At 72.1% G+C, this 23,561-nt stretch carries 27 protein-coding genes; 14 read left to right on the forward strand and 13 right to left on the reverse strand.

All coding sequences use genetic code 11. The features are described 5' to 3' along the window. Positions 1-101: 101 nt before the first annotated feature. From DI272_RS25405 to DI272_RS25425, 5 genes are all read right to left on the reverse strand, one after another. The gene (locus DI272_RS25405; RefSeq protein WP_219933858.1) at positions 102-1,133 is read right to left on the reverse strand and encodes a GDSL-type esterase/lipase family protein; all 1,032 of its coding nucleotides are present in this window, start codon (positions 1,131-1,133) and stop codon (positions 102-104) included. A 76-nt stretch (positions 1,134-1,209) separates the two neighbouring features. Further along, positions 1,210-2,427, reverse strand: coding sequence for a sensor histidine kinase (locus DI272_RS25410; protein WP_181387312.1), 1,218 nt, complete (start codon positions 2,425-2,427; stop codon positions 1,210-1,212). A gap of 298 nt (positions 2,428-2,725) precedes the next feature. After that, positions 2,726-4,375, reverse strand: coding sequence for a dolichyl-phosphate-mannose--protein mannosyltransferase (locus DI272_RS25415; protein WP_109501031.1), 1,650 nt, complete (start codon positions 4,373-4,375; stop codon positions 2,726-2,728). Positions 4,376-4,392: 17 nt separating this feature from the next. After that, the gene (locus DI272_RS25420; protein ID WP_109497579.1) at positions 4,393-4,761 is read right to left on the reverse strand and encodes a hypothetical protein; all 369 of its coding nucleotides are present in this window, start codon (positions 4,759-4,761) and stop codon (positions 4,393-4,395) included. Positions 4,762-4,782: 21 nt separating this feature from the next. Continuing rightward, the gene (locus tag DI272_RS25425; RefSeq protein WP_109497580.1) at positions 4,783-5,319 is read right to left on the reverse strand and encodes a SigE family RNA polymerase sigma factor; all 537 of its coding nucleotides are present in this window, start codon (positions 5,317-5,319) and stop codon (positions 4,783-4,785) included. 215 nt (positions 5,320-5,534) lie between these two features. Between DI272_RS25425 and DI272_RS25430 the strand changes: the two genes are divergently transcribed. Both DI272_RS25430 and DI272_RS25435 read left to right on the forward strand, forming a co-directional pair. Then, complete coding sequence (locus DI272_RS25430; RefSeq protein ID WP_109497581.1) at positions 5,535-6,440, forward strand: glycosyltransferase family 2 protein; 906 nt, start codon at positions 5,535-5,537, stop codon at positions 6,438-6,440. Positions 6,441-6,656: 216 nt separating this feature from the next. After that, positions 6,657-9,890 carry a BTAD domain-containing putative transcriptional regulator gene (locus DI272_RS25435; RefSeq protein WP_258314672.1) on the forward strand — a complete coding sequence of 1,078 codons (3,234 nt, stop codon included), beginning with the start codon at positions 6,657-6,659 and terminating at the stop codon, positions 9,888-9,890. A 21-nt stretch (positions 9,891-9,911) separates the two neighbouring features. Here DI272_RS25435 and DI272_RS25440 read toward each other — a convergent pair whose 3' ends face one another. The 3 genes from DI272_RS25440 to DI272_RS25450 are packed head-to-tail and all read right to left on the reverse strand — an operon-like array spanning position 9,912 to position 13,043. Further along, positions 9,912-11,582: a bifunctional 3'-5' exonuclease/DNA polymerase gene (locus DI272_RS25440; RefSeq protein ID WP_109497583.1), complete on the reverse strand. Its 1,671-nt coding sequence runs from the start codon at positions 11,580-11,582 to the stop codon at positions 9,912-9,914. 39 nt (positions 11,583-11,621) lie between these two features. Further along, positions 11,622-12,359, reverse strand: coding sequence for a Clp protease N-terminal domain-containing protein (locus tag DI272_RS25445; RefSeq protein ID WP_109497584.1), 738 nt, complete (start codon positions 12,357-12,359; stop codon positions 11,622-11,624). A gap of 57 nt (positions 12,360-12,416) precedes the next feature. Then, positions 12,417-13,043 (reverse strand): LysE family translocator, encoded by a 627-nt coding sequence (locus DI272_RS25450; RefSeq protein WP_109501032.1) that lies wholly within the window; start codon positions 13,041-13,043, stop codon positions 12,417-12,419. Between the two features lie 66 nt (positions 13,044-13,109). On the opposite strand from DI272_RS25450, the gene DI272_RS25455 reads away from it, so the two are divergent. Beyond that, positions 13,110-14,252 carry a DUF2786 domain-containing protein gene (locus DI272_RS25455; RefSeq protein WP_109497585.1) on the forward strand — a complete coding sequence of 381 codons (1,143 nt, stop codon included), beginning with the start codon at positions 13,110-13,112 and terminating at the stop codon, positions 14,250-14,252. Positions 14,253-14,258: 6 nt separating this feature from the next. Here DI272_RS25455 and DI272_RS25460 read toward each other — a convergent pair whose 3' ends face one another. The 4 genes from DI272_RS25460 to rpmB form a co-directional block, all read right to left on the reverse strand. After that, the gene (locus tag DI272_RS25460) at positions 14,259-14,804 is read right to left on the reverse strand and encodes a DUF4232 domain-containing protein (protein ID WP_109497586.1); all 546 of its coding nucleotides are present in this window, start codon (positions 14,802-14,804) and stop codon (positions 14,259-14,261) included. Positions 14,805-14,927: 123 nt separating this feature from the next. After that, positions 14,928-15,425 (reverse strand): hypothetical protein, encoded by a 498-nt coding sequence (locus DI272_RS25465; protein ID WP_109497587.1) that lies wholly within the window; start codon positions 15,423-15,425, stop codon positions 14,928-14,930. Between the two features lie 45 nt (positions 15,426-15,470). Next, on the reverse strand, positions 15,471-15,776 hold the full coding sequence (rpsN, locus tag DI272_RS25470; protein WP_109497588.1) for a 30S ribosomal protein S14: 306 nt from the start codon (positions 15,774-15,776) through the stop codon (positions 15,471-15,473). After that, complete coding sequence (rpmB, locus tag DI272_RS25475) at positions 15,776-16,012, reverse strand: 50S ribosomal protein L28 (protein ID WP_109497589.1); 237 nt, start codon at positions 16,010-16,012, stop codon at positions 15,776-15,778. Before rpmB ends, rpsN begins: the two co-directional genes overlap by 1 nt. 63 nt (positions 16,013-16,075) lie before the next feature. Here rpmB and rpmG point away from each other — a divergent pair, with 63 nt between their 5' ends. From rpmG to DI272_RS25520, 8 genes are all read left to right on the forward strand, one after another. Continuing rightward, positions 16,076-16,240 carry a 50S ribosomal protein L33 gene (rpmG, locus tag DI272_RS25480; RefSeq protein ID WP_015658813.1) on the forward strand — a complete coding sequence of 55 codons (165 nt, stop codon included), beginning with the start codon at positions 16,076-16,078 and terminating at the stop codon, positions 16,238-16,240. Positions 16,241-16,248: 8 nt separating this feature from the next. Continuing rightward, complete coding sequence (locus tag DI272_RS25485; RefSeq protein ID WP_109497590.1) at positions 16,249-16,497, forward strand: type B 50S ribosomal protein L31; 249 nt, start codon at positions 16,249-16,251, stop codon at positions 16,495-16,497. Continuing rightward, on the forward strand, positions 16,497-17,666 hold the full coding sequence (locus tag DI272_RS25490) for a GTP-binding protein (RefSeq protein WP_109497591.1): 1,170 nt from the start codon (positions 16,497-16,499) through the stop codon (positions 17,664-17,666). Before DI272_RS25485 ends, DI272_RS25490 begins: the two co-directional genes overlap by 1 nt. A 6-nt stretch (positions 17,667-17,672) precedes the next feature. Then, a complete protein-coding gene (rpsR, locus tag DI272_RS25495; protein WP_109497592.1) occupies positions 17,673-17,909 on the forward strand; it encodes a 30S ribosomal protein S18 in 237 nt (78 codons plus the stop codon). Positions 17,910-17,973: 64 nt separating this feature from the next. Then, on the forward strand, positions 17,974-18,348 hold the full coding sequence (locus DI272_RS25500; protein WP_109497593.1) for a VOC family protein: 375 nt from the start codon (positions 17,974-17,976) through the stop codon (positions 18,346-18,348). Between the two features lie 7 nt (positions 18,349-18,355). After that, a complete protein-coding gene (locus DI272_RS25505; RefSeq protein ID WP_109497594.1) occupies positions 18,356-18,706 on the forward strand; it encodes a helix-turn-helix transcriptional regulator in 351 nt (116 codons plus the stop codon). After that, positions 18,703-19,164: an SRPBCC domain-containing protein gene (locus tag DI272_RS25510; protein ID WP_109497595.1), complete on the forward strand. Its 462-nt coding sequence runs from the start codon at positions 18,703-18,705 to the stop codon at positions 19,162-19,164. Before DI272_RS25505 ends, DI272_RS25510 begins: the two co-directional genes overlap by 4 nt. A gap of 148 nt (positions 19,165-19,312) precedes the next feature. After that, positions 19,313-19,573, forward strand: a complete 261-nt coding sequence (locus DI272_RS25520) for a DUF397 domain-containing protein (RefSeq protein WP_109497597.1) — start codon at positions 19,313-19,315, stop codon at positions 19,571-19,573. A 92-nt stretch (positions 19,574-19,665) separates the two neighbouring features. Here the strand turns inward: DI272_RS25520 and DI272_RS25525 are convergent, their stop codons facing one another. Continuing rightward, positions 19,666-20,151, reverse strand: a complete 486-nt coding sequence (locus tag DI272_RS25525; RefSeq protein WP_258314673.1) for an ATP-binding protein — start codon at positions 20,149-20,151, stop codon at positions 19,666-19,668. A 354-nt stretch (positions 20,152-20,505) separates the two neighbouring features. On the opposite strand from DI272_RS25525, the gene DI272_RS25530 reads away from it, so the two are divergent. The 3 genes from DI272_RS25530 to DI272_RS25540 all read left to right on the forward strand — a co-directional run bounded on the left by DI272_RS25530 (position 20,506) and on the right by DI272_RS25540 (position 23,561). Next, entirely contained in the window at positions 20,506-21,330 is an 825-nt protein-coding gene (locus DI272_RS25530; protein ID WP_109497599.1) for a helix-turn-helix transcriptional regulator, read from the forward strand. 112 nt (positions 21,331-21,442) lie between these two features. After that, positions 21,443-22,903, forward strand: a complete 1,461-nt coding sequence (locus DI272_RS25535; protein ID WP_109497600.1) for an aldehyde dehydrogenase family protein — start codon at positions 21,443-21,445, stop codon at positions 22,901-22,903. A gap of 109 nt (positions 22,904-23,012) precedes the next feature. Then, positions 23,013-23,561, forward strand: a complete 549-nt coding sequence (locus DI272_RS25540) for a DinB family protein (RefSeq protein ID WP_109497601.1) — start codon at positions 23,013-23,015, stop codon at positions 23,559-23,561.

Consider the following 23,561-nt stretch of genomic DNA (forward strand, 5'->3'; position numbering starts at 1 on the left):
TCCTGCGCTGCTTGAACAGGGCGGCGAGCTTGCGGAACACAGTGATCACCTCACGGTGGGAACGGGGGGCACCCCGATGGGAGAGTGGGCGGAGCTCGCGTTCAGGCGAGGGCGAACTCGGCGCGCAGAATGTCGGCCACGACGCGGGAACCGGTGTCCGTGTGATGCGTCTGGTCCACGAACAGCCAGGCGTCCCGCTCCGGTGAAGCCCCCAGCGCCTCGTTGACGTCGAGGAAGGGCACGCCGTGCTGCTTGCAGACGGCGGCGAGCCGCTGGGCGTAGGCGGCGTGCACGGCCGGGTCGAGGATCTGCCGGAACAGGTTCCACATCTGCGCGCGCCGGCTGTAGTTCTCCTCGATGAGCAGCCGCTCCTGCTCGGTGAGACGCTTGCCGCTCCAGGAGGCCGTGGCCTGGAGGGCGAACAGCACCCGGGCCCCGGTGGGAGCGGCGAGTTCGACGAGCCGGGCGAGATCGCGCCCGGTGGTAACGGCAGCGATGTCGATCCGCTTCTCGGGATCTGCCAGCGACCGGTCCTCCTGCCGGGTCTCCCCGCCCAGCCGCCGGGCCGCCTGGGCCAGCCGCCCCTGGGCCCACCCCGGCTGCTTGACGCCCTGTCCGAGCGCGGGCACACCGAGTTGCCGGAAGAACTCGCCGGAGAAGAAGAACTGGCCGTATCCGCTGTCCGCGGCGGGCAGCCCGCCGACCACGAGGTCGTTGAGACCGGAGTAGACGACGATGTCCCGTACGGCGGGCAGTTCCCCCCGGTGCATCAGGAAGAGCAGGGTCTCCTGCGTGGAGTTGAAGGCGGGCGCGGCGAGGTTGAGCCAGGGCCGGGCCGCCGGTGCCTGGGAGAGCAGGGACGGAATGGTGTGCGCGTCGTCCGTCGCCCCGAGCCCGAAGGCGGGCGAGGCCCCCAGCATCAGGCTCACCGGACCGTCGGGCAGCTCGCCCTTGAGCGAGAACGCCCCCCGCGCCGAGACCGAGTGGCGGAAGCCTCCGGCGTCGGTGTTGATCACGGGGGAGCGGAAGCCGGGCCGGTTGAAGAACATGACGTACGGCGTCCAGCAGATGTCGCCGGTGGCGAACTCCTCGTAGTGGCGCATGTGCGGAGTCAGTCGTTTCTGCTGTTCCACTGGTTCCCCTCCGAGCAGACGGTGAGCCTTGACCGGCGGCCGGGCCCGGATCGCGGTCCGGCCGGCCTCCCGGGGCTCAGAGACCGTGCTCGGGCCCGCTAGAGAGGTGCTCGAAGGTCGTCGGAGAAGTGGGAACGGGTACCGGGGGCGCGGCCGGAGGCCGCGGGGCGGGGACGCGGACGACGAGGACGAACCAGCCGTCGACGCTCTCGGTGCGCAGACTGCCGCCGAGCTGCCCGGCGCGCGCCGCCATGTGATCGAGCCCGCTGCCCCCGTGCTGCGACTCGGACGCGACATGGGGGCCGTCGGCGGAGGCCGGTCCGCTCACACCGTCGTTGGCCACGGTGAGTTCGAGCTGCCGCAGTGGTCCGTCGGAAGTCGTCGCCAGGCTGATCCGGCACCGGGTGGCCCGGCTGTGCCGCAGCATGTTGGTGACCGCTTCGCGCAGCACCACCGCGAGCACTTTGCCGACCCGTGGTTCGATGTGCTGGAAGTCGCCCTCGGTCGTCATCTCGATGCCCGCCGAGTCGAGCACGCGCATGCTGAGCTCGAACTCGTCGAGCAGGCGCAGGGAACGTCTGCCGTGCACCACGGTGCGTACGTCGGCGAGGGCGGCGCGGGTGATCGCCAGTGATTCGGAGAGTTCCTGGCGTGCCTGGGCGTCGTCCTTGCCGATCAGCCGGTTCGCCAGCTCGGTCTTGAGCGTGATGGCGGACAGGCTGTAGCTGAACAGGTCGTGCAGGTCCTGGGTGAACCGCACACGTTCCCGGGACACCGCCACCCAGGCGGACTCCTCGCGCCTCCAGTGCAGTTCGGTGACGAGATCGACCAGCCGGCTCAGCGCGGTGGTGATCAGACCGATGGACGCGCAGGACAGCACCATGAAGGCGGCGGTGAAGAGGTCGTCCCCGGTGGCCAGCGCGGTGACGAGGACGGCCGTGTTGATCGCGCCGAACAGCACGTACGACAACTTGGCGCGCAGCAGCACCGTGCAGGCCCCGGCGAGAAAGCCGGCCAGGGCGCCCGACTGGTGGCCGAGGAACAGCACCGGGGTGACGGAGAGCAGGGCCTGGAGGGCCAGCGTCCAGGGGAAGCGCCGGTTGACGATCTGGAGGCGGCCGCGGACCGAAGGCGAACAGTGCGCCATCTGCAGGGCGTAACAGCAGCTCACGACGGCGGAGGAGAGGATGAGCCCCTGCGGGGTGTGCGAGACCTTGATCAGGTTTGCCACGCCGATGACGGCGAATCCGGCCAGGATGACCGACATGAGGGTCACGGCGTACTTAGGGGGCATCAATGCTGTGCACCAACGCCCCGCTCCCTGGAGGGGGAGGGTCTGGACGACGCCGACTCGGCGGAGATCCCACTGGGACGTGTCTTCAGGTCTGCCGGGAGCGACGTTCCTAACACGTGGGGGGCCTCGCGTTTCTGGTGTGAGGAGTGCGGTATGAACACGCCACTTACCTTTGCCCAGCCAGAGACATGACAAAACGGAATCGAGTCCGTCTCCTCGCTGTTGCGAGGGTTTCGTAGCCGGAGTCGGGCCCAACCGGTATGCGTTCCAGGTCTCGGGTTCGCGTCCCGAGGGCGGCTCAGATCCAGGTCTCCAGCCACATCCGCGCATGCCAGTCCGCGTACGGAATCGTCTGGCCGGTGTAGATCGGGAAGAAGTAGATGAAGTTCCAGGCGATGAGCAGGACGACCACACCGGCGGCGATCGCGCCCCGGGTGCGGCGCGCCTCCGTCGACTCCGGTGGGCCCAGCAGGGCGGCCAGCATCATCGTGACGGCCAGGCACAGGTACGGGACGAGGACGACGGCGTAGAACGAGAAGACCGTGCGGTCCTGGTAGAGGAACCAGGGGAGGTACCCGGCGGCCACCCCGCAGAGGACGGCGCCGGCGCGCCAGTCGCGGCGCAGGGCCCAGCGGTGGAGCAGGTAGGCGAGGGCGGCGCAGGCCGTCCACCACAGGGCCGGGGTACCCAGGGCCAGGATCGCCTGGGAGCAGTCCGTCGCCGCGCGGCAGCCGTCCGTGCCCGGTTTCGGGGACTCGTAGTGGAACAGCACCGGGCGGCCCAGGACCAGCCAACTCCACGGGTTCGACTCGTACTTGTGGAAGGAGTCCAGGTGCACGTTGAACTGGTAGACGCCGTACTCGTAGTGCCACAGGCTGCGCAGCGGGGCCGGTATCCAGGACCAGGTGCCGCCGCGGGCGTCCGCCCAGTGGCGGCCGTAGCCGGCGGAGGAGCGGAACCAGCCGGTCCAGGTGGCCAGGTAGGTCACCGCGGCCACCGGGACCAGGGACAGCAGTGACCAGCCCGCATCCTTGCGCAGGACCGCCCGGTAGGGGCGGGGCGCTCCCGCGATCCGGCGGGCGCCGACGTCCCACAGCAGGGTCAGGGCCACGAAGAAGGCCAGGAAGTACAGGCCGTTCCACTTGGCAGAGGACGCCAGCCCCAGGCAGACGCCTGCCCCGAGGCGCCAGGGGCGCAGCCCTGCTCCCGCGCGGGCGGCGGTGCGGGCGTCCGGGCGTACGCCGCCGTCCCGGTCGTCGGGCGGCAGGGCTGACGCGAGCCGGGACCGGGTCGTGTCCCGGTCGATGAGCAGGCAGCCGAACGCCGCCAGGGCGAAGAACATGACGACCAGGTCGAGCAGCGCGGTGCGGCTCATGACGTAGTGCAGGCCGTCCAGCGCCATCAGCGTGCCCGCCAGGCAGCCCAGCAGCGTCGAGCGGAACAGGCGGCGGCCGATGCGGCACAGCATCAGCACCGACAGCGTGCCCAGGACCGCCGTCATGAAGCGCCAGCCGAACGGGTCGAGGCCGAACATCCATTCACCGGCCGCGATCACCCACTTGCCCGCGGGCGGGTGGGCGACGAACACCCCCGGGTCGGAGAGCGGGATCACCTGCGGGTCGGCCAGGATCTGCGGGTCGGCGATCTTGCGGTCCGGCCAGGTGCCCTCGTATCCGAGGCGCAGCAGCGACCAGGCGTCCTTGGCGTAGTACGTCTCGTCGAAGACGACCGCGTGCGGACTGCCCAGGCGCCAGAAACGCAGCACTCCGGCCAGGGCCGCCACCAGCAGGGGGCCGGCCCAGCCCGACCAGCGGGCGAAGGGGGTGGGGAAGGGGGCGGTCAGGCGGTCTCGCAGGGAGGCCACGGGGCGGGGCGCGTAGCCGAAGCGGCGCAGGTGCTGCTGCCAGGGAACCGGTGCGGGGGCGGGGGCGTCGCGTCGTGCCGCCACGAGCGCGTTCTCGTCGGTCACGTGGTGCGTTTTCCGTCGGTGGCGGGATGGTGCGGTGACGCGACCGGGACCGTGCCCGACGTGAACCCCGGCCGCGGGGCCCCGTCGGCGGCGGAGCGGCTCGGGAGCGGCTCGGCGGAGGTGGCGGGGCGGCGGTCGGGTGCCGTGGGGCCGCTCTGGGCGAAGGAGTTCGGCAGGGTCATCAGGACGGCACCGAGTCCGGCGATCGTCAGCGCCGAGGCGGTGGCCATCCAGGCCCTGCGGGTCCGCTGCCGGGCGCGGACGGCCGCGTACAGGCGCCGGCGGTGCCGGTCCTCGTACCCCGTCCCCTCCTGGCCGTGGCCCTCGCGCATCATGCTCGCCAGCTCCTGCTCGAAGTGCTCCATGGCTCCTTCTCCACCCGCCCTTCACTCCGCCGACGAGACCGATGTCGGCACCGGTTCCGCCGCCTCCGCCATCAGCCGCCGCAGCCGTGCGACCCCCCGCGCCGTGAGCGAGCGCGCGGTGCCCAGCGGGCAGCCCAGCACCTCCGCCACCTGCTGCTCGGGCAGGTCCTGGTAGTAGCGCAGCACCACCGCGGCCCGCTGCCGTGCCGGGAGCTGCGCCAGCATGGCCTCCAGCCGGGTCCGTTCGTCCACGGCGGCGGTCTCGTCCGCCGGCTCGGGGGCGTCGGGCAGCCGGTCGAGCGGGTCCGTGGGCTGCTCGCCCCACCAGCGACGCCGTGCCGAGCGGGCCGCGGCACGGGCCAGGATCCTGCGGACGTAGGCCTCGGGCGCCTGATCGGCCACCTTCGGCCAGGCGAACCAGAGCTTGACCAGCGCCTCCTGCAACAGGTCCTCGGCCCGGTGCCGGTCCCCGGCGGTGAGCAGCCGCGACAGGTGCAGCAGCGCCGGCCACCGGTTCGCCACGAACCGGTCGAACGCGTCGGACCGCCCCTGCCTCACCGGCGTCGCCCCTCCCTCACACCCTCAACGTCGTTTCTCCCTCACACCCTTGATAAGGACGTCGGGCCCGGCCCCGCTATGCACCCGGCTGGTGTGGTGTGAGTCACAGGGGCGGGTTGTCGAGGCCGTGGTCGTACATGAAGGGTCTTTGAGAAGTCCGCACCGTGAACCACTAGCATCGCGGCGGTAGCAGCGAGCCGGGATGAGGTGAGGGCATGGGGAAGACAGCGCAGCCGCCGCGTGTCGCCGTGGCCGTGGTGACCATGGGGAACCGGCCCGCAGAGGTCGACGCCCTGCTGGAGTCCGTGGCCAAGCAGGACCTCCCGCCCACCCGGATCGTGATCGTCGGCAACGGCTGCCGGCTGCCGGAGTTCGCCGAGCGGCTGTCGCTGCCCGGTGAGGTCACCGTCGTGGAGCTGGAGGAGAACCTCGGCTGTCCCGGCGGGCGCAATGCCGGGCTCGCCCGGCTGCGGGAGTTCGGGGACGTCGACGTCGTCGTCGAGCTGGACGACGACGGGCTGCTCGTCGACGCCGATGTACTGCGGCGCGTCGGGGAGTTGTTCGCGGCCGACGACCGGCTCGGCATCGTCGGCTTCCGGATCGCCGACGAGCACGGCGAGACCCAGCGGCGGCACGTGCCCCGTCTCGGTGCCGCCGATCCGCTGCGCGGCGGGTACGTCACCGGCTTCCTCGGCGGCGGACACGGCTTCCGCATGGCGATGCTCGACGAGATCGGGGACTGGCCCGCGCGGTTCTTCTTCGCGCACGAGGAGTCCGACCTGGCCTGGCGGGCGGCCGACGCGGGCTGGCGCATCCTGTACGCCCCCGAGCTGCTGCTCCGGCACCCGAAGACCTCGCCCGCCCGGCACGCCGTCTACTTCCGCGTCAACGCCCGCAACCGGGTCTGGCTGGCCCGGCGGCGACTGCCGCTGCCGCTCATCCCCGTCCATCTCGGGGTGTGGGTGCTGCTCACCCTCGTACGGAACCGGTCCGGGGCCGGGCTGCGCGCCTGGTTCGGCGGTTTCGCGGAGGGGCTGCGGGAGCCGGCCGGGGAGCGGCGGCCGATGCGGTGGCGCACGGTGTGGCGGCTGACCCGGCTGGGGCGACCGCCCATCATCTGACCAGGGCGTCCGGCACATGGACGAGGACCCCGGTCGATCACCTCCGCCGACCGGGGCCCTGTCACATCCCCGGATCCGGCCGCGACGGCGACACTCCCCCGAGTAACGCGATTGACGCGCGCACCCTCGGGCCAGATCCGATGAAGTGATCACATCAGGTGGCACCAACGGATCGCTAACATGTGGCCAACGGTGGGATGTCGCCAGGCACAGCGCGTGGGAAGGCAGTGGGTCGGTGTGAAGCGGTGCGAGCTGCGCTTCGGACTCCTCGGTCCGCCGGTCCTGTACGACGTCGAGCGGGCCGCCGACAGGGCAGCTGACAGGGCAGCTGACGGTGCCGCCGGGCGCTCGGTCGCCCGCGTCGTGGGCAGCCCCAAGGTGCGGGCGCTGCTGGCCGCGCTGCTGCTGGAGGCCGGCCGCACCGTCTCCGTCGACGCGCTCAAGGACGCCCTGTGGGGCGGGACACCGCCCGCCTCCGCGCAGGCCTCCCTGCACAACCACGTCACCCGGCTGCGCCGGCTGCTCGACGACCCCGACCGGCTGCGGGCCGTGCCGCCCGGCTATCTGCTCCGGGTCGAGCAGGGCGAGCTGGACGTCCATGTCTTCGACTCCCTGACCGCCGAGACCCGTGCCGCGCACGCCGGGCGGGACTGGGAGCGCACGGTGCGCGCGAGCGCCGCGGCCCTCGCCCTGTGGCGCGGCACCCCGCTCGCCGGGCTGCCGCCCGAGCTGGGCGGGTACGCCTTCGTGCAACGGCTGGGGGAGGCCCGGCTGCTGCTCCTGGAGTGGCGGTACGACGCCGAGCTCGCCCTCGGCGGCGCCCGACTGGACGCCGTCGTACCGGAGTTGACCGCGCTCGCCGCCGAGCACCCGCTGCGCGAGACCTTCCACCGCCAGCTGATGCTGGCCCTGCACCGCACCGGCCGCCAGGCCGAGGCCCTCGCCGTCCATCGCGATCTGCGCACCCGCCTCATCGAGGAGCTCGGCGTGGAGCCGGGGGCGGGGGTGCGGGAGGCGCATGTCGAGGTGTTGCGGGGCACCCCGGAGACGGAGGACGCCGGCACGGCGACAGAGACGGCAGCCGGCAGCGACCCCGGCGGGGCGGAGAATACCGGCGCCCTCTCCGGCGGCACCCCCTCCGCCGGCGCCGCGAGCACGCCCGGCCCCGCCCCCCGCCCCGACCCCGCCACCGACGCCGATCCCGCACCGCCCCCCACCACCAGCCAGCCGCCCCGCCCCGCCCAGCTCCCCCCACCCCCACCCCACTTCACCGGCCGCACCACCCACCTGCGCGACCTGCGCGCCACCCTCGATGTCCTCGACCCCCTCGCCCCCCACGACCCGCACGCCCCCCGCCCCGCCGACCACCACACCCCCGTCGCCGTCATCAGCGGCATGGCCGGTGTCGGCAAGAGCGCGCTCGCGCTGCACACGGCGCACGCCCTGCGGGACCGCTTCCCCGACGGGCAGCTGTACGTCAACCTGCACGGCGCCACCCCGGGCATGACCCCCCTCACGTCGGCCCAGGCCCTCACCGCGCTGCTCCGCGACCTCGGGGCCGACCCCCGCTCCATCCCCGAACACCCTGACGCGGCGGCCGCGTTGCTGCGCTCGATGCTCGCGCCGACGCGCACGCTGATGGTGCTGGACGACGCCGAGAACGCCGCGCAGGTACGGCAGTTGCTGCCGGCCGGCCCCGGCTGCGCGGTGATCGTCACCAGCCGCTCCCCGCTGACCGCGCTCGACGGAGCCCGCCGCTTCCCGCTCGAACCGCTGTCGGCGGAGGAGAGCGCGGCCCTGCTGCGCGCGGCCTCGGGCCGCGGCCCCGCCCCCGGTGACGGCGCGGCCGACGACGACAGCGACCGCATCGACGCCACCCACCCCCTCGTCGAACTCACCGGCCGCCTCCCCCTCGCCCTGCGCATCGTCGGCGCCCGCCTGGCCGCCCGCCGCGCCCTCACCCCGGACGTGCTCGCCGACCAACTGGCGGCGACCGAAGGCCGGTTGCAGCGGCTGGAGTACGACGACCTGTCCGTACGCCGCTCGCTGGCCGTCGCCCACGACGCGCTCGCCGCCTCGGGCCGCCGCTCCGACCGCGACGCCGCCCTCGCACTGCGCCGACTGGGCGCCCTGCACCTGCCCACCTACAGCGCCCCGCTCGTCGCCCGGCTCCTCGGCACCGACACCGACCGCGCGGAGGAGGCGCTGGACCGGCTCGTCGACGTGGCCCTGCTGGAGGAGACGTCGTACGGCCGCTACACCCCGCACGACCTGGTCCGCGACTTCGCCCGCGAACTCGCCGAGGACGGACAGGCCGTCGACGTCGCCCGGACCGGCGTGCGCTGGTACACGGCCGTCGCCGAACGCGTCCTCACCGAGACCGTCGTGCCCGGCTTCGACCAGGAGGACCGGCGCCGCCCGACCCCGGCGCAACCGCCCGAGCACACGGCGCACGTCCTGTCCGTACCGCCCTTCACCGGCCCCGAGGCGGCCTTCGCCTGGAGCACCGCGGAGCTGGACAACATCGTCGCGCTCGCCGAGCGGTACGCGGACGCCGCCGACGAGCGCACCGCCGCCCATGTCTCCACCATGCTGCGGCTCGTCTTCCCCTGCCTCCAACGCGGCGGCCGCATCGCCGAGATGGAGGTGCTCGGGCAGGTGGCGCTCCGGCTGGCCCGGCGCCTGGGCGACGAGGTGGCCGAGGCGTACGCGGTGACCGACCTCGCCGGCATGCACTTCCTCGCCGGCCACCACGGCGAGGCCCTCGCCTTCACGGAACGGGCCACGGCGCTGTGGCGGCGGCTCGGCATGATCTCCCGGGTCCGGCGCTGCCTCGGCAACCAGGGCCTGCTGCTGGAGAGCCTCGGCCGGTACGCCGAGTGCGAGCGGGCGCTGCTGGAGTGCCTCGACCTGTCACCGCAGTTGGACGACCCCTGGGGCGACGCGGTGGCCTACGGCCATCTCGGCAACCTGTACGAGCACACCGACCCCCGCACCGCGATCGAGTACCACCGGCGCTCGCTGGCGATCGGTCTGGAGATCGGCAACGTCATCGTGGCGCACTCGGCGCACTGCAACATCGGTTACGCCCACCTCACCCTGGGCGAACCGGCCGCCGCCGTAACGCACTTCGAGGAGAGCCTGAGCATGCTCGGCGGCCAGAGCGACTGGCACGGGGAGTCCCAGTCCCGGCTCGGCCTGGTGCGCGCGCTGCGGCTGCTCGGCCGGACCGAGGCGTGCGAGAGCGAGTGCGCCGAGCTGCTGCGCCGCGCGGACGCCCGCGCCGACGGCTACACGGGCGGTCTCGCCCGCCACCAGTACGGGCTGCTGCTGCGGGCGTCGGGGCGGACCGAGGAGGCGTACCAGCAGTGGCGCACCGCGCTGGCCGCGCTGGACGGCACGGACAAGAAGGAGGTCCTGGCCGAGCTCCGGGAGCTGCTCGACAGCTGACCCGGCGGAACACCGGGCTCCCTACTTGGCGTCGGCATAGCACTGCACCACCGACGTCGTGAACGGGAACCGCACCGGCGTCTCCCCGAACGTCAGCCGGGCCGCCAGCGCCGCCGCCTCCCGGATCGCGGCGACGACCTGCTCGGCCTCCTCCTCGGGGCAGTGCACGATCACCTCGTCGTGCTGGAAGAAGACCAGCTCGGCCGCCATGTCCGCGCAGCTCCGCCGCAGTGCCGCGAGCAGCAGCAGGGTCCAGTCGGCGGCGCTGCCCTGGACCACGAAGTTACGGGCGAAACGGCCGCGGGCGCGGGCGTTGGTGGAGGTGTGGCCCGGCACCCACCCGTCGTCCTCCTGGGGAATGCCGGCCTCGTCGGCGGCGTCCTCGCCCGACCCGGCCGCGGGCGGGCAGGTGCGGCCGAGCCAGGTCCGGACGAGCCGGCCCTCCTCGCCCGCGCGGGCCGCCTCGTCGACGTAGGCCACCGCCTTGGGGAAGCGGCGTCTGAGCGCGGCGAGGTTCTTCAGGCCGTCGCCGGAGGTCTGGCCGTAGACCGCGCCGAGCACGGCGAGCTTGGCCTGGTCGCGGTCGCCGGAGAAGGCCCGGTCGGAGACGGACTGGTAGAGGTCGCTCTCGCGGCCGGCCACCTCCATCAGGCCGGGGTCGCGGGAGATCGCGGCGAGCACCCGCGGTTCCATCTGGTCGGCGTCGGCGACGACGAGCCGCCAGCCGGGGTCGGCGACGACGGCACGGCGTATCACCTTGGGGATCTGCAGGGCGCCCCCGCCGTTGGTGACCCAGCGGCCGGTGACGGTCCCGTGGCAGAGGAACTCCGGGCGGAACCGTCCGTCGCGCACCCAGTCCTGGAGCCAGGACCAGCCGTGGGCGACCCAGATCCGGTACAGCTTCTTGTACTCGATGAGGGGCTTCACGGCCGGGTGGTCGACGGACTCCAGCTCCCAGCGGCGGGTCGAGGAGACCTTGACGCCGGCCTGCGCGAAGGCCTTGACCACGTCGGCGGGCAGGTCGGGCCGGACCCGGCGCCCGAACGCGGCGGACACCTCGTCGGCCAGCTCGGCGAGCCGCCGGGGCTCACCGCCGCCGGCGTACCGCTCGCCGAGCAGTTCGTGCAGCACGGCGCGATGGACGTCGGCGCGCCACGGCAGCCCGGCGCGGTTCATCTCGGCGGCCACCAGCATCCCGGCCGACTCGGCGGTGATCAGCAGCCGCATCCGGTCGGGGTGCGCGGTGGCGTCCTGGCGGCGCAGCTGGTCGGCGTAGACCTCCACGAGGTCGGTCAGGGGGAGGTGGACGGCCTGGGGCTCGAACAGGGAGGACTGCGAACCGGGGGCGGCGGAGCGCAGCGGCGGATCGGGCGGTACGGGGCCGCCGCGCAGCCGGGCGAGCGCGGCGGCGGCCGACCGGGGTTCGCCGGACCGTCCGGCGTGGCCGAGCAGCAGGGTCTCGGCGTCCTCGATGTCGTAGCACCGCTCGACTCGCACCCCCGTGGCGAGCAGCCGCGGGTACATCTCGGCGGTGGAGCGCCACACCCACCGCGTGACCTCCGGCCGCCCCCGCACGGCCGCCGCGAGGTCGGCCTCCCGCACCACCGCTCCGACGGGCAGCCCGTCGTCACCGAGGGGGGCGACCTGCACGCCACCGTCCTCGGCCGGAGCGAGCGCCCAGCGGTCGGTCATGGTTGCGAGTGTCGCAGGAGGGTCTGACAACGGCTCCGGTCACGACGCGCCGCTGCCGCACTGCCCCGTGGACTCCGACAGCGCCGCCGCGATGTTCGCCTCCGTCGCCTTCTTGGTGATGCCGAGGCCGGACAGGAGGCCGTGGCCGTTCTCGAATTCGAGGAGGGCCAGCAGCATGTGCTCGGTGCCGACGTAGTTGTGGCCCAGGCGCAGGGCCTCGCGGAAGGTGAGTTCCAGGACCTTCTTGGCGTCGGAGCCGTAGGGCACCAGCTCCGGCGCGTTCTCGGCGGCGGGCGGGAGGGCGGCGCCGGCGGCCTGGCGGACGGTGTCGAGGAGGACGTCCTGCGCGACGATCGCCTTGGCGGCCAGCCCCTCCGGTTCCGCCAGCAGGCCGAGGACCAGGTGCTCGGGCCGGCCCTCGGCGCTGCGGGCGGCGACGGCCTCGTTGTGGGCGGCCATCACCACGTTGCGGGCGCGCGGCGTGTAGCGGCTGAAGTCCTGGTTCGCGCCGAGGTCACCGCCCTCCTTGGGCACGAACCGCTTCTGCGCCGCCTGCCGGGTCACGCCCATGCTCTTGCCGATGTCGGTCCAGGAGGCGCCGGAGCGGCGGGCCTGGTCCACGAAGTGGCCGATCAGGTGGTCGGCCACGTCACCGAGGTGATCGGCGGCGATCACGGCGTCCTCGAGCTGTTCGAGGGGTTCGGCGTGGACCTTCTTGATGGCCGCGATGAGGTCGTCGAGGCGTACGGATGACGTGATGCTGGGGTTCGTCGTCATGTGTCAACCATAGGTTGACACCTTCAGAGCGTCAACCCGGAGTTGACACTCGCCTCGCTACTTCGGCGCGGAGGCCACCAGTCGCACCGCCAGCCCCGTGAACACCGTCCCGCTGAAGATGTTCAGCCCCCGCGCCACCCGCCGGCTGCGCCGCAGCAGCTCCGCCAGCTTCCCGGACAGCAGCCCGATCGAACCGTCCACCGCGAACCCCATGACCGTGATCGAGAGCCCGAGCAGCAGGAACTGCTCCCACACGTGCCCGAGCTCCGGCGCCACGAACTGGGGCAGGAACGCCACGTTGAAGAGGATCACCTTGGGGTTGAGCAGATTGGTCACCGCGCCCTGCCAGAAGGCCCGCCGCAACCCGGGCCCGGCCACGGCCCCCGCGCCGACCGGCGAACGGTCCCGGAACGCCTTCACCGCGAGGTACAGCAGATAGGCGGCCCCCGCCCAGCGCAGCACGTGATACAGCGTCGGCAGCGCCAGGAACAGCGCCGACAGGCCGAGCGCCGCGGCGACCGTGTGCACGAACATCGCGCAGGCCACCCCGAACGCCGCCATCACCCCCGCCGACGGGCCGCCCCGGCCGCCCATCGCCACGATGAACATCATGTCGGGGCCGGGAGTCACACAGAGCGCGAAAGCGGCCACGAGGAAGGCCGCGTAGAGAGACATGTCCATCATGCGGCCCATGCTCGAAGCGCCCATGGGCCGCGGCACCCGATTTTCGGGGAGTGAGACGATCGCCCCGTGACCAGCAGCAGTACCTCCAGCGGAGAAAACCCCGGCACCCCCGGCACCGTCGACCGCGCCTTCGAGGCCGCCCTCTACGCGGACACCGACGCCGCCCTCGACACGGCCGCCTCCCTCCTCGCCGCCGCCCCCGACGCCGACCCCGAACTCGAACGCCGGGGGCGGGAGTTCGTCGCCGCCGCCTGGCGCCGCGGCTGGCAGCCCGCCGACGTCGTCCGGGTGGCACGGCGCGAGCTGGACGACGTACACCTGCGCCTGCTGTCGGCGCTGATCCGGCGGCAGGCGCCCGACGACCGGGCGCGCGGCCCCCGCTGGGCCGCCCAGCTGGCCGACCTGCCCGCCGATCCGGCACCGCGCACCGACCGCTTCTCGCACGCGACCGCGCTCCTGGAGCTGTACCGCCTGCTGCTGCGGCTGCCCGCGCTGGAACCGGTGGACGAGCCCGTCACCCGGCACGCGCACGCCACGGCCGAGCCGCGCATGCTCACCCGTATCCGCGCGCTGCTCGCCAAGGCGGAGGCGACGGGCTACCCGGACGAGGCGGAGGCGCTCACCGCCAAGGCGCAGGAGCTGATGGCCCGGCACAGTGTCGACGAGGCGCTGCTGGACGCCCAGGCGCCCACGCACGACATCCCCGGCGCCTGCCGGATCGGGGTCGAGCCGCCGTACGAGCAGGCCAAGGCGGTGCTGCTGGACGCGGTCGCGACCGCCAACCACTGCCGGGCGGTGTGGAACGAGCCGTTCGCCTTCTCCACGGTCGTCGGCTTCGGCCCCGACCTGGAGGCCGTCGAACTCCTCTACACCTCGCTCCTGGTGCAGGCCACGGCCGCGATGACGAAGGCGGAGGCCGCCCAGCGGGCCGGCGGGCGGAAGCGGACCAAGACCTTCCGGCAGTCCTTCCTCGCGGCCTACGCCCACCGCGTCGGCACCCGCCTGCGCGCCGCCGCCGAGACCCAGGTCGGCGACGACCTGCTCCCGGTCCTCGCCACCCGCGAGGTCGCCGTCACCGACCGCGTGGACCGCATGTTCCCGGAGACCACCACCACCCGCCTGCGCGGCGTCAACGACGAGGCGGGCTGGGTGGAGGGCGCCGAGGCGGCGGACCGGGCGCAGGTGAAGTCCCGCAGGCCCCTGGGGTGACGGGGATCAGTCGCTGGACTCCTGGAATCCGGACACCGTGGCGTCGGGGGTCTTCCCGTCCTTCTTCAGCGCGACATCGCCGTACGACCACGTGAAGTCGTGCGTGTCCGGGGCGCCCGGCAGGCTGAACTTCGCGCTCGTCGCGGCGAGACTGCCCTGGCCGCCCGTCTCACCCCGCACGTAGGTGAGGGTGAAGGAGATCGAGGCGCCCTTGGCGAGGGTCGTCTTCTGCGCCTCGGCGGCGGGGTCGGGCGCGACGGTCGCCGCGGTGCCGCCCGCGGAGAGCTCGACGCCGGGCATGCCGTCCAGGGTGCACTTGACGCCGGTCTTGTTGGTGATCGTCACGGGCACGTTGCCGGTGTCGCCGGCGGCCGGGGCGGCGTTGGCGGGACCGACCCGCACGCCCATCTCGCCGATCGCGCAGGGGGCGCCGGCCTTGGCGGAGGTGCCGGTGCCGGTGTCCTTGCCGCCGCCGTCACCGCCGTCGTCGGAACAGGCGGTCAACAGGAAGGCCGCGGCGAGGGCGGTGGCGGCGAGGGGAAGGGCGCGCATGATGGGTCCTTGAGTGCTGTGGGCGGCCTGGTGCCGCTGAGTCGCGTGCATGGATCATCACGCACGGGCCCGGGGAACGGTTGCCCGCCCCCGCCTGTCCCGAACGGTCCCGCCGTCTGACCGTCAGCCCAGGCTCGCCGTCGGCAGGCCGGACGGCAGCTTGCCGCCCTCGGCCTTGGTGTACGTCTCCGTGCCGAGGCCGCCCTCCCACGTCACCTTGAGGGTGGTCCTGCCGACGGAGTCGACCATCCCGGTGGCCCGGTCCTTGCTGCCGTCCGTGCACTTGAGGCGGATCATCTGCATGCCGGACTCCTCGCCCGCGGTCCCGCTGCACACCGTCCCGCCGGTCGCGAACAGCCCGGCCTCGGTGCCGTTGACCATCAGCACGACGGCCTTGCCCTTGGTGGTGGCGAGCCAGCTGCCGGCCAGCTCGCCGGAGGCGGCGGCCGACGAGGAGGCCGACCCGCTGGGCGCGGCGCCCGTGGAGGCGCTCGCGCTCGGCGTGGAGTCGTCGGAGTCGGACCCGCCGTCCGAGCTGCACGCGCCCAGGGCGAGGACACCCGCCAGGGCCATGGCCGCGGCCGTCGCGGTACGCGAGAAGTTCACCGAAGCCGAAGTCATGGAAGCTCCCTGGCGGATGGCGGGCGACGCGGAGACCGCAGCAAGCTACCAGGAGGACTTGCGGACCCCCGGAAGGTACCCGGCGTGCGCCTGCTCCCGCAGGGAGACCCGGGAGAGTCCGAACGCCCGGAAGTAGCCGCGCGGCCGGCCGTCCACCTGGTCCCGGTTGCGGACCCGGGTGGCGCTGGCGTCCCGCGGCTGGCGGCCCAACTCCCGCTGGGCCGCGGCCCGTTCGGCATCCGTCGAGGACGGGCGCCGGATGATCTCCTTCAGCTCCGCGCGCCGCTCGGCGTACCGGGCGACGATCTCCTGCCGCTTCCCGTTCTTCGCGATCTTGCTCTTCTTGGCCATCAGATCCGCACTCCCCGGGCCCGGATGCGCGCCACGGCCGCCTCGACGCCGATCGTGTCGACGGTCTTGATCCCCTTCGTGCTCAGCCGTAGCCGGACGTACCGCCCCTCGCTGGGCAGCCAGTACCGCTTGGACTGGATGTTGGGGTCGAAGCGCCGCGAGGTGCGCCGGTGGGAGTGGGAGATGCGGTTGCCGAAGCCGGGCCGGGCGCCGGTCAGCATGCAGTGGGCGGACACGGGTGATGCACCTCTCTCGAAGCAGTTGTGTAAATGGAATTCATTTTCAGTAAGATACACGCCATGGCTCGCAACGAACTCCGCCCGGTCATCAAGCTCCGGTCCACCGCCGGGACCGGCTTCACCTATGTCACCCGCAAGAACCGCCGCAACGACCCGGACCGTATGACGCTGCGCAAGTACGACCCGGTCGCCGGCCGTCACGTCGACTTCCGAGAGGAGCGCTGAGCACCGCCATGCGCAAGGGAATCCACCCCGCCTACGGGCCCGTCGTCTTCCGTGACCGGGCCGCCGGCTACGCCTTCCTGACCCGCTCGACGATGACGAGCGAGAGGACGATCGAGTGGGAGGACGGCGCCACCTACCCGGTGGTGGACGTCGAGATCTCGAACGTCAGCCACCCCTTCTACACCGGCACGGCCCGCGTCCTGGACACCGCCGGCCGCGTCGAGCGCTTCGAGCGCCGGTACGGGAAGAAGGGCTGATGCTCTCCGTCGTGATCGTCGGCGGGCTGCACGCCGACGCCCGTAAGGCGGCCGTCGGGCAGCTGCTCGCCGACGTCCCCGGCAGCGTCGTACTCCACCACGACCTGGCGACGGCCGCGGCGGGCACCGTGGTCCGGACGATCCGGGACGCCTCCGGGATCGTGTCGGCGGGGGAGGCCCCGCTGGTCAACGACTGTGCGTGCTGTGCGCTGCGGGAGGACCTGGTGCCGGAGCTGCGACGGCTCGCGGACGACCGGACGACCCGCCTCGCGGTCGTCGAGCTGTGGGACTCCGTCGAGCCCAAGGCCATGGCGGAGGTGGTGACCGCCGGCGGCCTCACCGTCACGGGCGTGATCACCGCCGTCGACCCCGCGCTGGTCCTGCCCTGCCTGGGCAACGGCGACGACCTGGCGGAACGCGGCCTCGCCGCGGCCGCCACCGACCAGCGCACGGTCGCCGACACCTTCGCCCGCCAGCTGGAGTACGCCCCCGTCCTCGCCGTGGCCGACTCGGAGGAGGCCGACGACGAGGACCGCGAGCTGCTGGCCCAGCTCCACCCGACGGCCCGCCAGGTCCCGATCGGCCCCGGTGACCTGGCGGGCGCACCCGGCGGTGCCACGGCGTCCGCGTCCTCGCCGCTGGCGCGCGCCGCCTTCGCCGGGTTCGACGTCGAAGCCGCGGCCGCCGCCCAGCACCCCGCCTGCGCGCTCCTCCCCGCCGACGCCGACGCGCACGGCGTCTCCACCCTCGTCTGGCACCGGAACCGCCCCTTCCATCCGGAGCGGCTCTACGAGGCGCTGGAGGACATCACCTGCGCGGCGGCCCGCAGCCGGGGCCGGTTCTGGCTCGCCGACCGGCCCGACGTGCTGCTGCACTGGGACGCGGCCGGCGGCGCGCTGTGCGTCGAGAGCGCGGGCCCCTGGCTCGCCTCCCTCCCCGACGCCGCCTGGGACATGGTCCCGCCGGTGCGCCGGGCCGCCGCCGCGCTGGACTGGCACCCCGAGCACGGCGACTGCTGCCAGCACCTCGTCTTCACGTCCCCCGCCCTCGACCGCGACGGACTCGAACGGCTGCTGGAGTCCTGCCTGCTGACCGACGCCGAGTACGCCGCGGGCCGCGACGCCTGGAAGCGGCTGCCGCCCGCCTTCGACACCCTCCTGGAGGTCTGACCCCCCATGCCCCGCAAGCCCGAGCGCAAGCCCGCCAAGAACCGGCCCAACCCGCTGGACGCGGCCGGGATCACCTACATCGACTACAAGGACACCGACCTGCTGCGGAAGTTCGTCTCCGACCGCGGCAAGATCCGCAGCCGCCGCGTCACCCGCGTCACGGCCCAGCAGCAGCGGCAGCTGGCCCGCGCGATCAAGAACGCCCGGGAGATGGCGCTGCTGCCGTACTCCAGCGCCAGGTGAGCGGCTATAGGTAGGAGATTCCCTACGTTTGACGCGTAGGGAATCTCCTACCTATTGTGTCCGCATGACCATCACCCACGCCTCCTTCGTCACCCTCCCCGTCTCCGACCAGGACCGCGCCCTGCGCTTCTACCGGGACGTCCTCGGCTTCGAGGTCACCGCCGACCGGGAGCTGCCGCCGGGCCGCTGGCTCCAGGTGGCGCCCGCCGGTGCGCAGACCGTCCTCACCCTCGCCGGGCCGGGGATGGGTGGTTTCCGGCCCGGTGAAGCCCGGGGGATCATGTTGGTGACGACCGATGTCGACGCCGACTGCGTGCGCCTCGCCGGGGCCGGGGTGGCCGTGCAGGGCCCCGACGAGCTCCCCTGGGGCCGCATGGCCTCCTTCACGGACCCCGACGGCAACGGTCTGATGCTGCTGACGGAGAAGGAAGGCTTCTGACCTCGCCATGAACGGGACGGGTACCGCCGCCGCGAACGACCGTGTCTTCGCCGCGCTCGCCAACGCCACCCGCCGTGACGTGCTGCGGCTGCTGCGCGACGGCGGTCCCCAGCCCGTGCAGGCCCTCGCCGACCACTTCGACATGGCCCGCCCCAGCCTCTCCGAGCACCTGAAGGTGCTGCGCGAGGCCGGCCTCGTCTCCGAGCAGCGCTCCGGCCGGCAGCGCATCTACCGCCTGGAGGCGGCCCCGCTCGCCGAGGTGCAGGACTGGCTCCACCCGTACGAGCGGTTCTGGCGCGACCGGCTGAAGGGGCTCGGTGCACTGCTGGACCGGATGCCCGACGATGACGCGCCATGAACGCCCTGCCTGACGACGGCCTCACCGTCATCCGCGTCGACCAGTTCTTCCCGCACCCGCCCGCCAAGGTGTGGCGCGCCCTCACCGAGCCCGGGTTGCTCGTGCAGTGGCAGATGCAAGGGGCCGAGGCGTTCCGCCTCCAGGTCGGTCACCGGTACACGATGACCGCCGTCCCGCGGCCGAACTCCCGCTTCTCCGGCACCGTCGACGTGGAGGTTCTCGGCTGGGAACCGGAGCGGATGCTGAGCGTCCGCTGGACCGACGCCGATCCGGCCAACTCCGCGGACTGGACCATCACGTGGAGATTGGAACAGGAAGGGCGTGGAACGCGTCTCTTCCTAGTGCACGAGGGATTCGACCCCGACGACCCCGCGCAGCAGATGGCCCGGACGATCATGGACGGGGGCTGGAGGTCGCATGTGATGCGGGCTCTGGGGCATGCGCTGGAACGGATGTAGCGCCACGGACGTCACATCTGTAACCACGGGAGCACCCCGCGTGCACGTGCATCTGCTCATGCATCTGCACGTGAACAGAGCTATGATCCGGAACAGTTGACCACTGCATCATTGGCCCCAAGGCCACCGCACCACCGGGGAGCGACCTGTGGACCACGACGTGTACAACGGCATGGACGTGTACAACGGCATGGCGGCCACGGATCTGAGCGGGGTGGCCTGGCAGAAGAGCCGGCACAGCAACTCGCAGGGTTCTTGTGTCGAGTTCGCGCGACTGCCCGACGGCGGCGTCGCCATGCGCAACTCGCGCTTCCCGGACGGTCCGGCGCTCGTCTACACGCGCGCGGAGATCGAGGCGATGCTCCTCGGGGTCAAGGACGGCGAGTTCGACCACCTGATAGCGAGCTGAGGGCGCACGGCGCCCCGGTCAGCCCGGGGTGACCGGTTCCCTACGGGCGGTGACGCGCGTAGAACCGCGGCGTCGAAAAACGCCGCGGCGGCTCACTCGGCGGTCTCCCGGGGCTGGAGCCGGAACAGGGCCCAGACGACCTTGCCGCTGAGGGTGCCCGCGAGCGGGTGCCAGCCCCAGCTGTCGGCGAAGGAGTCGACGAGGAACAGGCCACGGCCGGACTCCGCGGAGAAGTCGTCCGAGTCGCGGGCCACCGGGCTGTCATGGCTGGGATCGCGCACCGCGCACACCAACCGGTCCGTCCAGCGCATCAGATGCAGCCGTACCGGCGGAATCCGGTCGGGAGCCTGGCCGTTGCCCGACGGCAGTCCGTGGCGCAGGGCGTTGGTGACCAGTTCGGAGACCACGAGGCAGACGTCGTCGAAACGGTCGCCGGTGTCCCACTGGTCGAGCGTTCTGCGGGTGAACTGCCGTGCCTCGCGCACCGCTTCGTAGCGGGCGGGCAGGGCACAGGAGGCGGCATTGGACACGGCCGTGGGGTCCAGTGGCGGAAGGCCCTGCCGTAACGGCTCGAGCATGGTCGATCCATTCATCCCCATGCGAGGCACTCCCGGGAACTCGCGGTCGTTGCGATGCAGCGGTTGCGCGGGACCATGGTTTCGGATGTGTGGTGCAGATGCAAGGTGCAGATGCACGTGCACGTGACCGACTTGGACGTTCCCGTACCGCTTGTTGGGCATTTTTTCCGCCAACTTCCTTCTCTCTCTTGCCTTCTCGCCACCACCTCCTGTGTGGAATCTTTGGCTTCTTTCCATCTCTGTAATCGGACGAGTACAGCTCGAAGTGTTTTAGTGGCAGACTTCGGCCCCGGAAGACGGTTGGGGAGGCTGGCGAACGTGAGCGCGGGAGAGCCGGGATCGGTGGTGCGGCGCATGCTGCTCGGATCACAACTCAGGCGACTGCGTGAGGCCCGGGGGATCACGCGCGAGGCCGCGGGCTACTCCATCCGCGCCTCCGAGTCGAAGATCAGCCGGATGGAGTTGGGCCGGGTGAGCTTCAAGACCAGGGACGTCGAGGACCTCCTGACGCTGTACGGCATCACGGACGAGGCCGAGCGCATGTCGCTGCTCTCCCTCGCCCGCGAGGCCAACGTGGCGGGCTGGTGGCACAGTTACTCCGACGTCCTGCCGAGCTGGTTCCCCACCTATGTGGGTCTGGAGGGCGCCGCCTCCCTCATCCGCGCCTACGAGGTGCAGTTCGTGCACGGACTGCTCCAGACCGAGGCGTATGCACGTGCAGTCGTGCGGCGCGGCATGAAGGGCGCGAGCGAGGCCGACGTCGAGCGGCGGGTGGCGCTGCGTCTGGAGCGGCAGAAGTACCTCGTCGCCGAGAACGCCCCCGACTTCCACATCGTCCTCGACGAGGCCGCCCTGCGCCGCCCCTACGGCGACCGCGAGGTGATGCGGGGCCAGCTCCAGCACCTCATCGAGATCTCCGAGCACCCCAACGTGCGGCTCCAGATCATGCCGTTCAGCTTCGGCGGGCACTCGGGGGAGAGCGGCGCGTTCACGATCCTGAGCTTCTCGGAGTCCGACCTCACCGACGTGGTCTACCTGGAGCAGCTCACCAGCGCCCTCTACCTGGACAAGCGCGAGGACGTCGCCCAGTACGAGAACGCCCTCAAGGAGCTCCAGCAGGACAGCCCGGGGCCGGCCGAGAGCCGGGATCTTCTGCGGGGTCTCCTCCAACTCTCCTAGGGTTCTCCCCAGAAGTTAGCTGTCTGTCCCCAACTCGCTTGCGTCACACGTACGATGACGTGTGATCAGACCGTGATGCAGATCGCGCGTCCGCTAGTGATTTGGGGATCACATGTCGTCGTACTTCACTGACCTGGCCCAGCAGTACATCGACGGTGAGTGGCGCCCGGGCACCGGCTCCTGGGACATCATCGACTTCAACCCGTACGACGGCGAGAAGCTGGCGTCGATCACCATAGCCACGGTCGACGAGGTCGACGAGGCCTACAAGTCGGCCGCGCGTGCCCAGAAGGAGTGGGCCGCGACCAACCCGTACGCCCGCCGCGCGGTCTTCGAGAAGGCCCTGAAGCTGATCGAGGAGCGCGAGCAGGAGATCACCGAGGTGATCATCGCCGAGCTCGGCGGCACCCACCTCAAGGCCGGCTTCGAGCTCCACCTCGCCAAGGAGTTCCTGCGCGAGGCGATCCACCTCGCCCTGCGCCCCGAGGGCCGGATCATCCCCTCGCCGATCGACGGCAAGGAGAACCGCGTCTACCGCGTCCCGGTCGGCGTCGTCGGCGTCATCAGCCCCTTCAACTTCCCCTTCCTGCTGTCGATCAAGTCGGTCGCCCCGGCGCTCGCGCTCGGCAACGGCGTGGTCCTCAAGCCGCACCAGAACACCCCGATCACCGGCGGCTCCCTGGTCGCGAAGATCTTCGAGGACGCGGGCGTCCCCAAGGGCCTGCTGAACGTCGTCATCACCGACATCGCGGAGATCGGCGACGCCTTCCTGGAGCACCCGGTCCCGAAGGTCATCTCCTTCACCGGCTCCGACAAGGTCGGCCGCCACGTCGCCACCGTCTGCGCCTCGCACTTCAAGCGCTCGGTCCTCGAACTCGGCGGCAACAGCGCCATCGTGGTCCTCGACGACGCCGACCTCGACTACGCCGTCGACGCCGCGGTCTTCAGCCGGTACGTCCACCAGGGCCAGGTCTGCATGGCCGCCAACCGCGTGCTGGTCGACCGCTCGATCGCCGACGAGTTCACCGAGAAGTTCGTCGCCAAGGTGAAGTCGCTGAAGGTCGGCGACCCGCGCGACCCGCAGACCGTCATCGGCCCGGTCATCAACTCCTCGCAGGCGGACGCCGTCTCGGGCACCGTCGAGCAGGCGATCGCCGAGGGCGCGACGGCCCTGCTGCGCGGCGAGACGAACGAGAACCTGGTGTCGCCGTCGGTCCTGACCGACGTACCCGCCGACTCCGCCCTGCTCCGGCAGGAGGTCTTCGGCCCGGTCGCCTTCCTCATCCCGGTCGACGGCGAGGAGGAGGCGGTCCGGATCGTCAACGACACCCCGTACGGCCTCAGCGGCGCCGTGCACACCGGCAACATCGAGCGCGGCGTGAACTTCGCCAAGCAGATCGACACCGGCATGTTCCACGTCAACGACGGCACCGTCCACGACGAGCCGATCGTGCCCTTCGGCGGCGAGAAGAGCTCGGGCGTGGGCCGGCTGAACGGCGAGACCATGCTGGACGCGTTCACCACCCTGAAGTGGATCTCGGTGCAGCACGGCCGGAGCGGCTTCCCGTTCTAGGGCTTCCCGCCCCGCCGGGCCCTTGCGGACAGAACCTGACCGCAAGGGCCCGTAGCTTCGTCGGTGTCAGGGGGAGAGCCCCCCGGGCCTCGACGAAAGGCGGCCGGCCATGGTCACCCACGTTCCCGCGGAAGCGCACGGCGACGAGCGCGGCGCACTGCTCGGCTATCTGGCCGCGGAGCGCGGCGCGATCCGGCGGTCGCTGCTCGGGCTGACGGACGCGCAGGCGGGCAGCAGGCCCAGCGCGAGCGAGCTGTCCCTCGCCGGGCTGCTCAAGCACGTGGCCGAGGTCGAGCAGGGCTGGGTCGCACGGGCCAAGGGCGAGCCGCCGGCCGTACAGCGGACCGAGGCGGACTGGCACGAGTGCTTCGCCCTCGTCGACGGCGAGACCGTCGAGGCGCAGCTCGCGTACTGGGAGAAGATCGCCGCCGAGACGGAGGCGTACGCCCGCGCGGTGCCGAGCCTCGACGACACCTTCGCGCTGCCGAACGACCCCTGGTTCCCGCCGGACAGCCGGGTCTCCGTCCGCTGGATGCTGCTCAACCTGATCCGCGAGATGGCCCGGCACGCCGGCCACGCCGACATCATCCGCGAGTCCCTGGACGGCGCCACCGCCTTCGAGCTGGTGGCCCAGGAGCAGGGCACGAGCTGGAGCTGA

This window comes from Streptomyces sp. Act143 (assembly GCF_003143935.1).
Classification (GTDB): domain Bacteria; phylum Actinomycetota; class Actinomycetes; order Streptomycetales; family Streptomycetaceae; genus Streptomyces.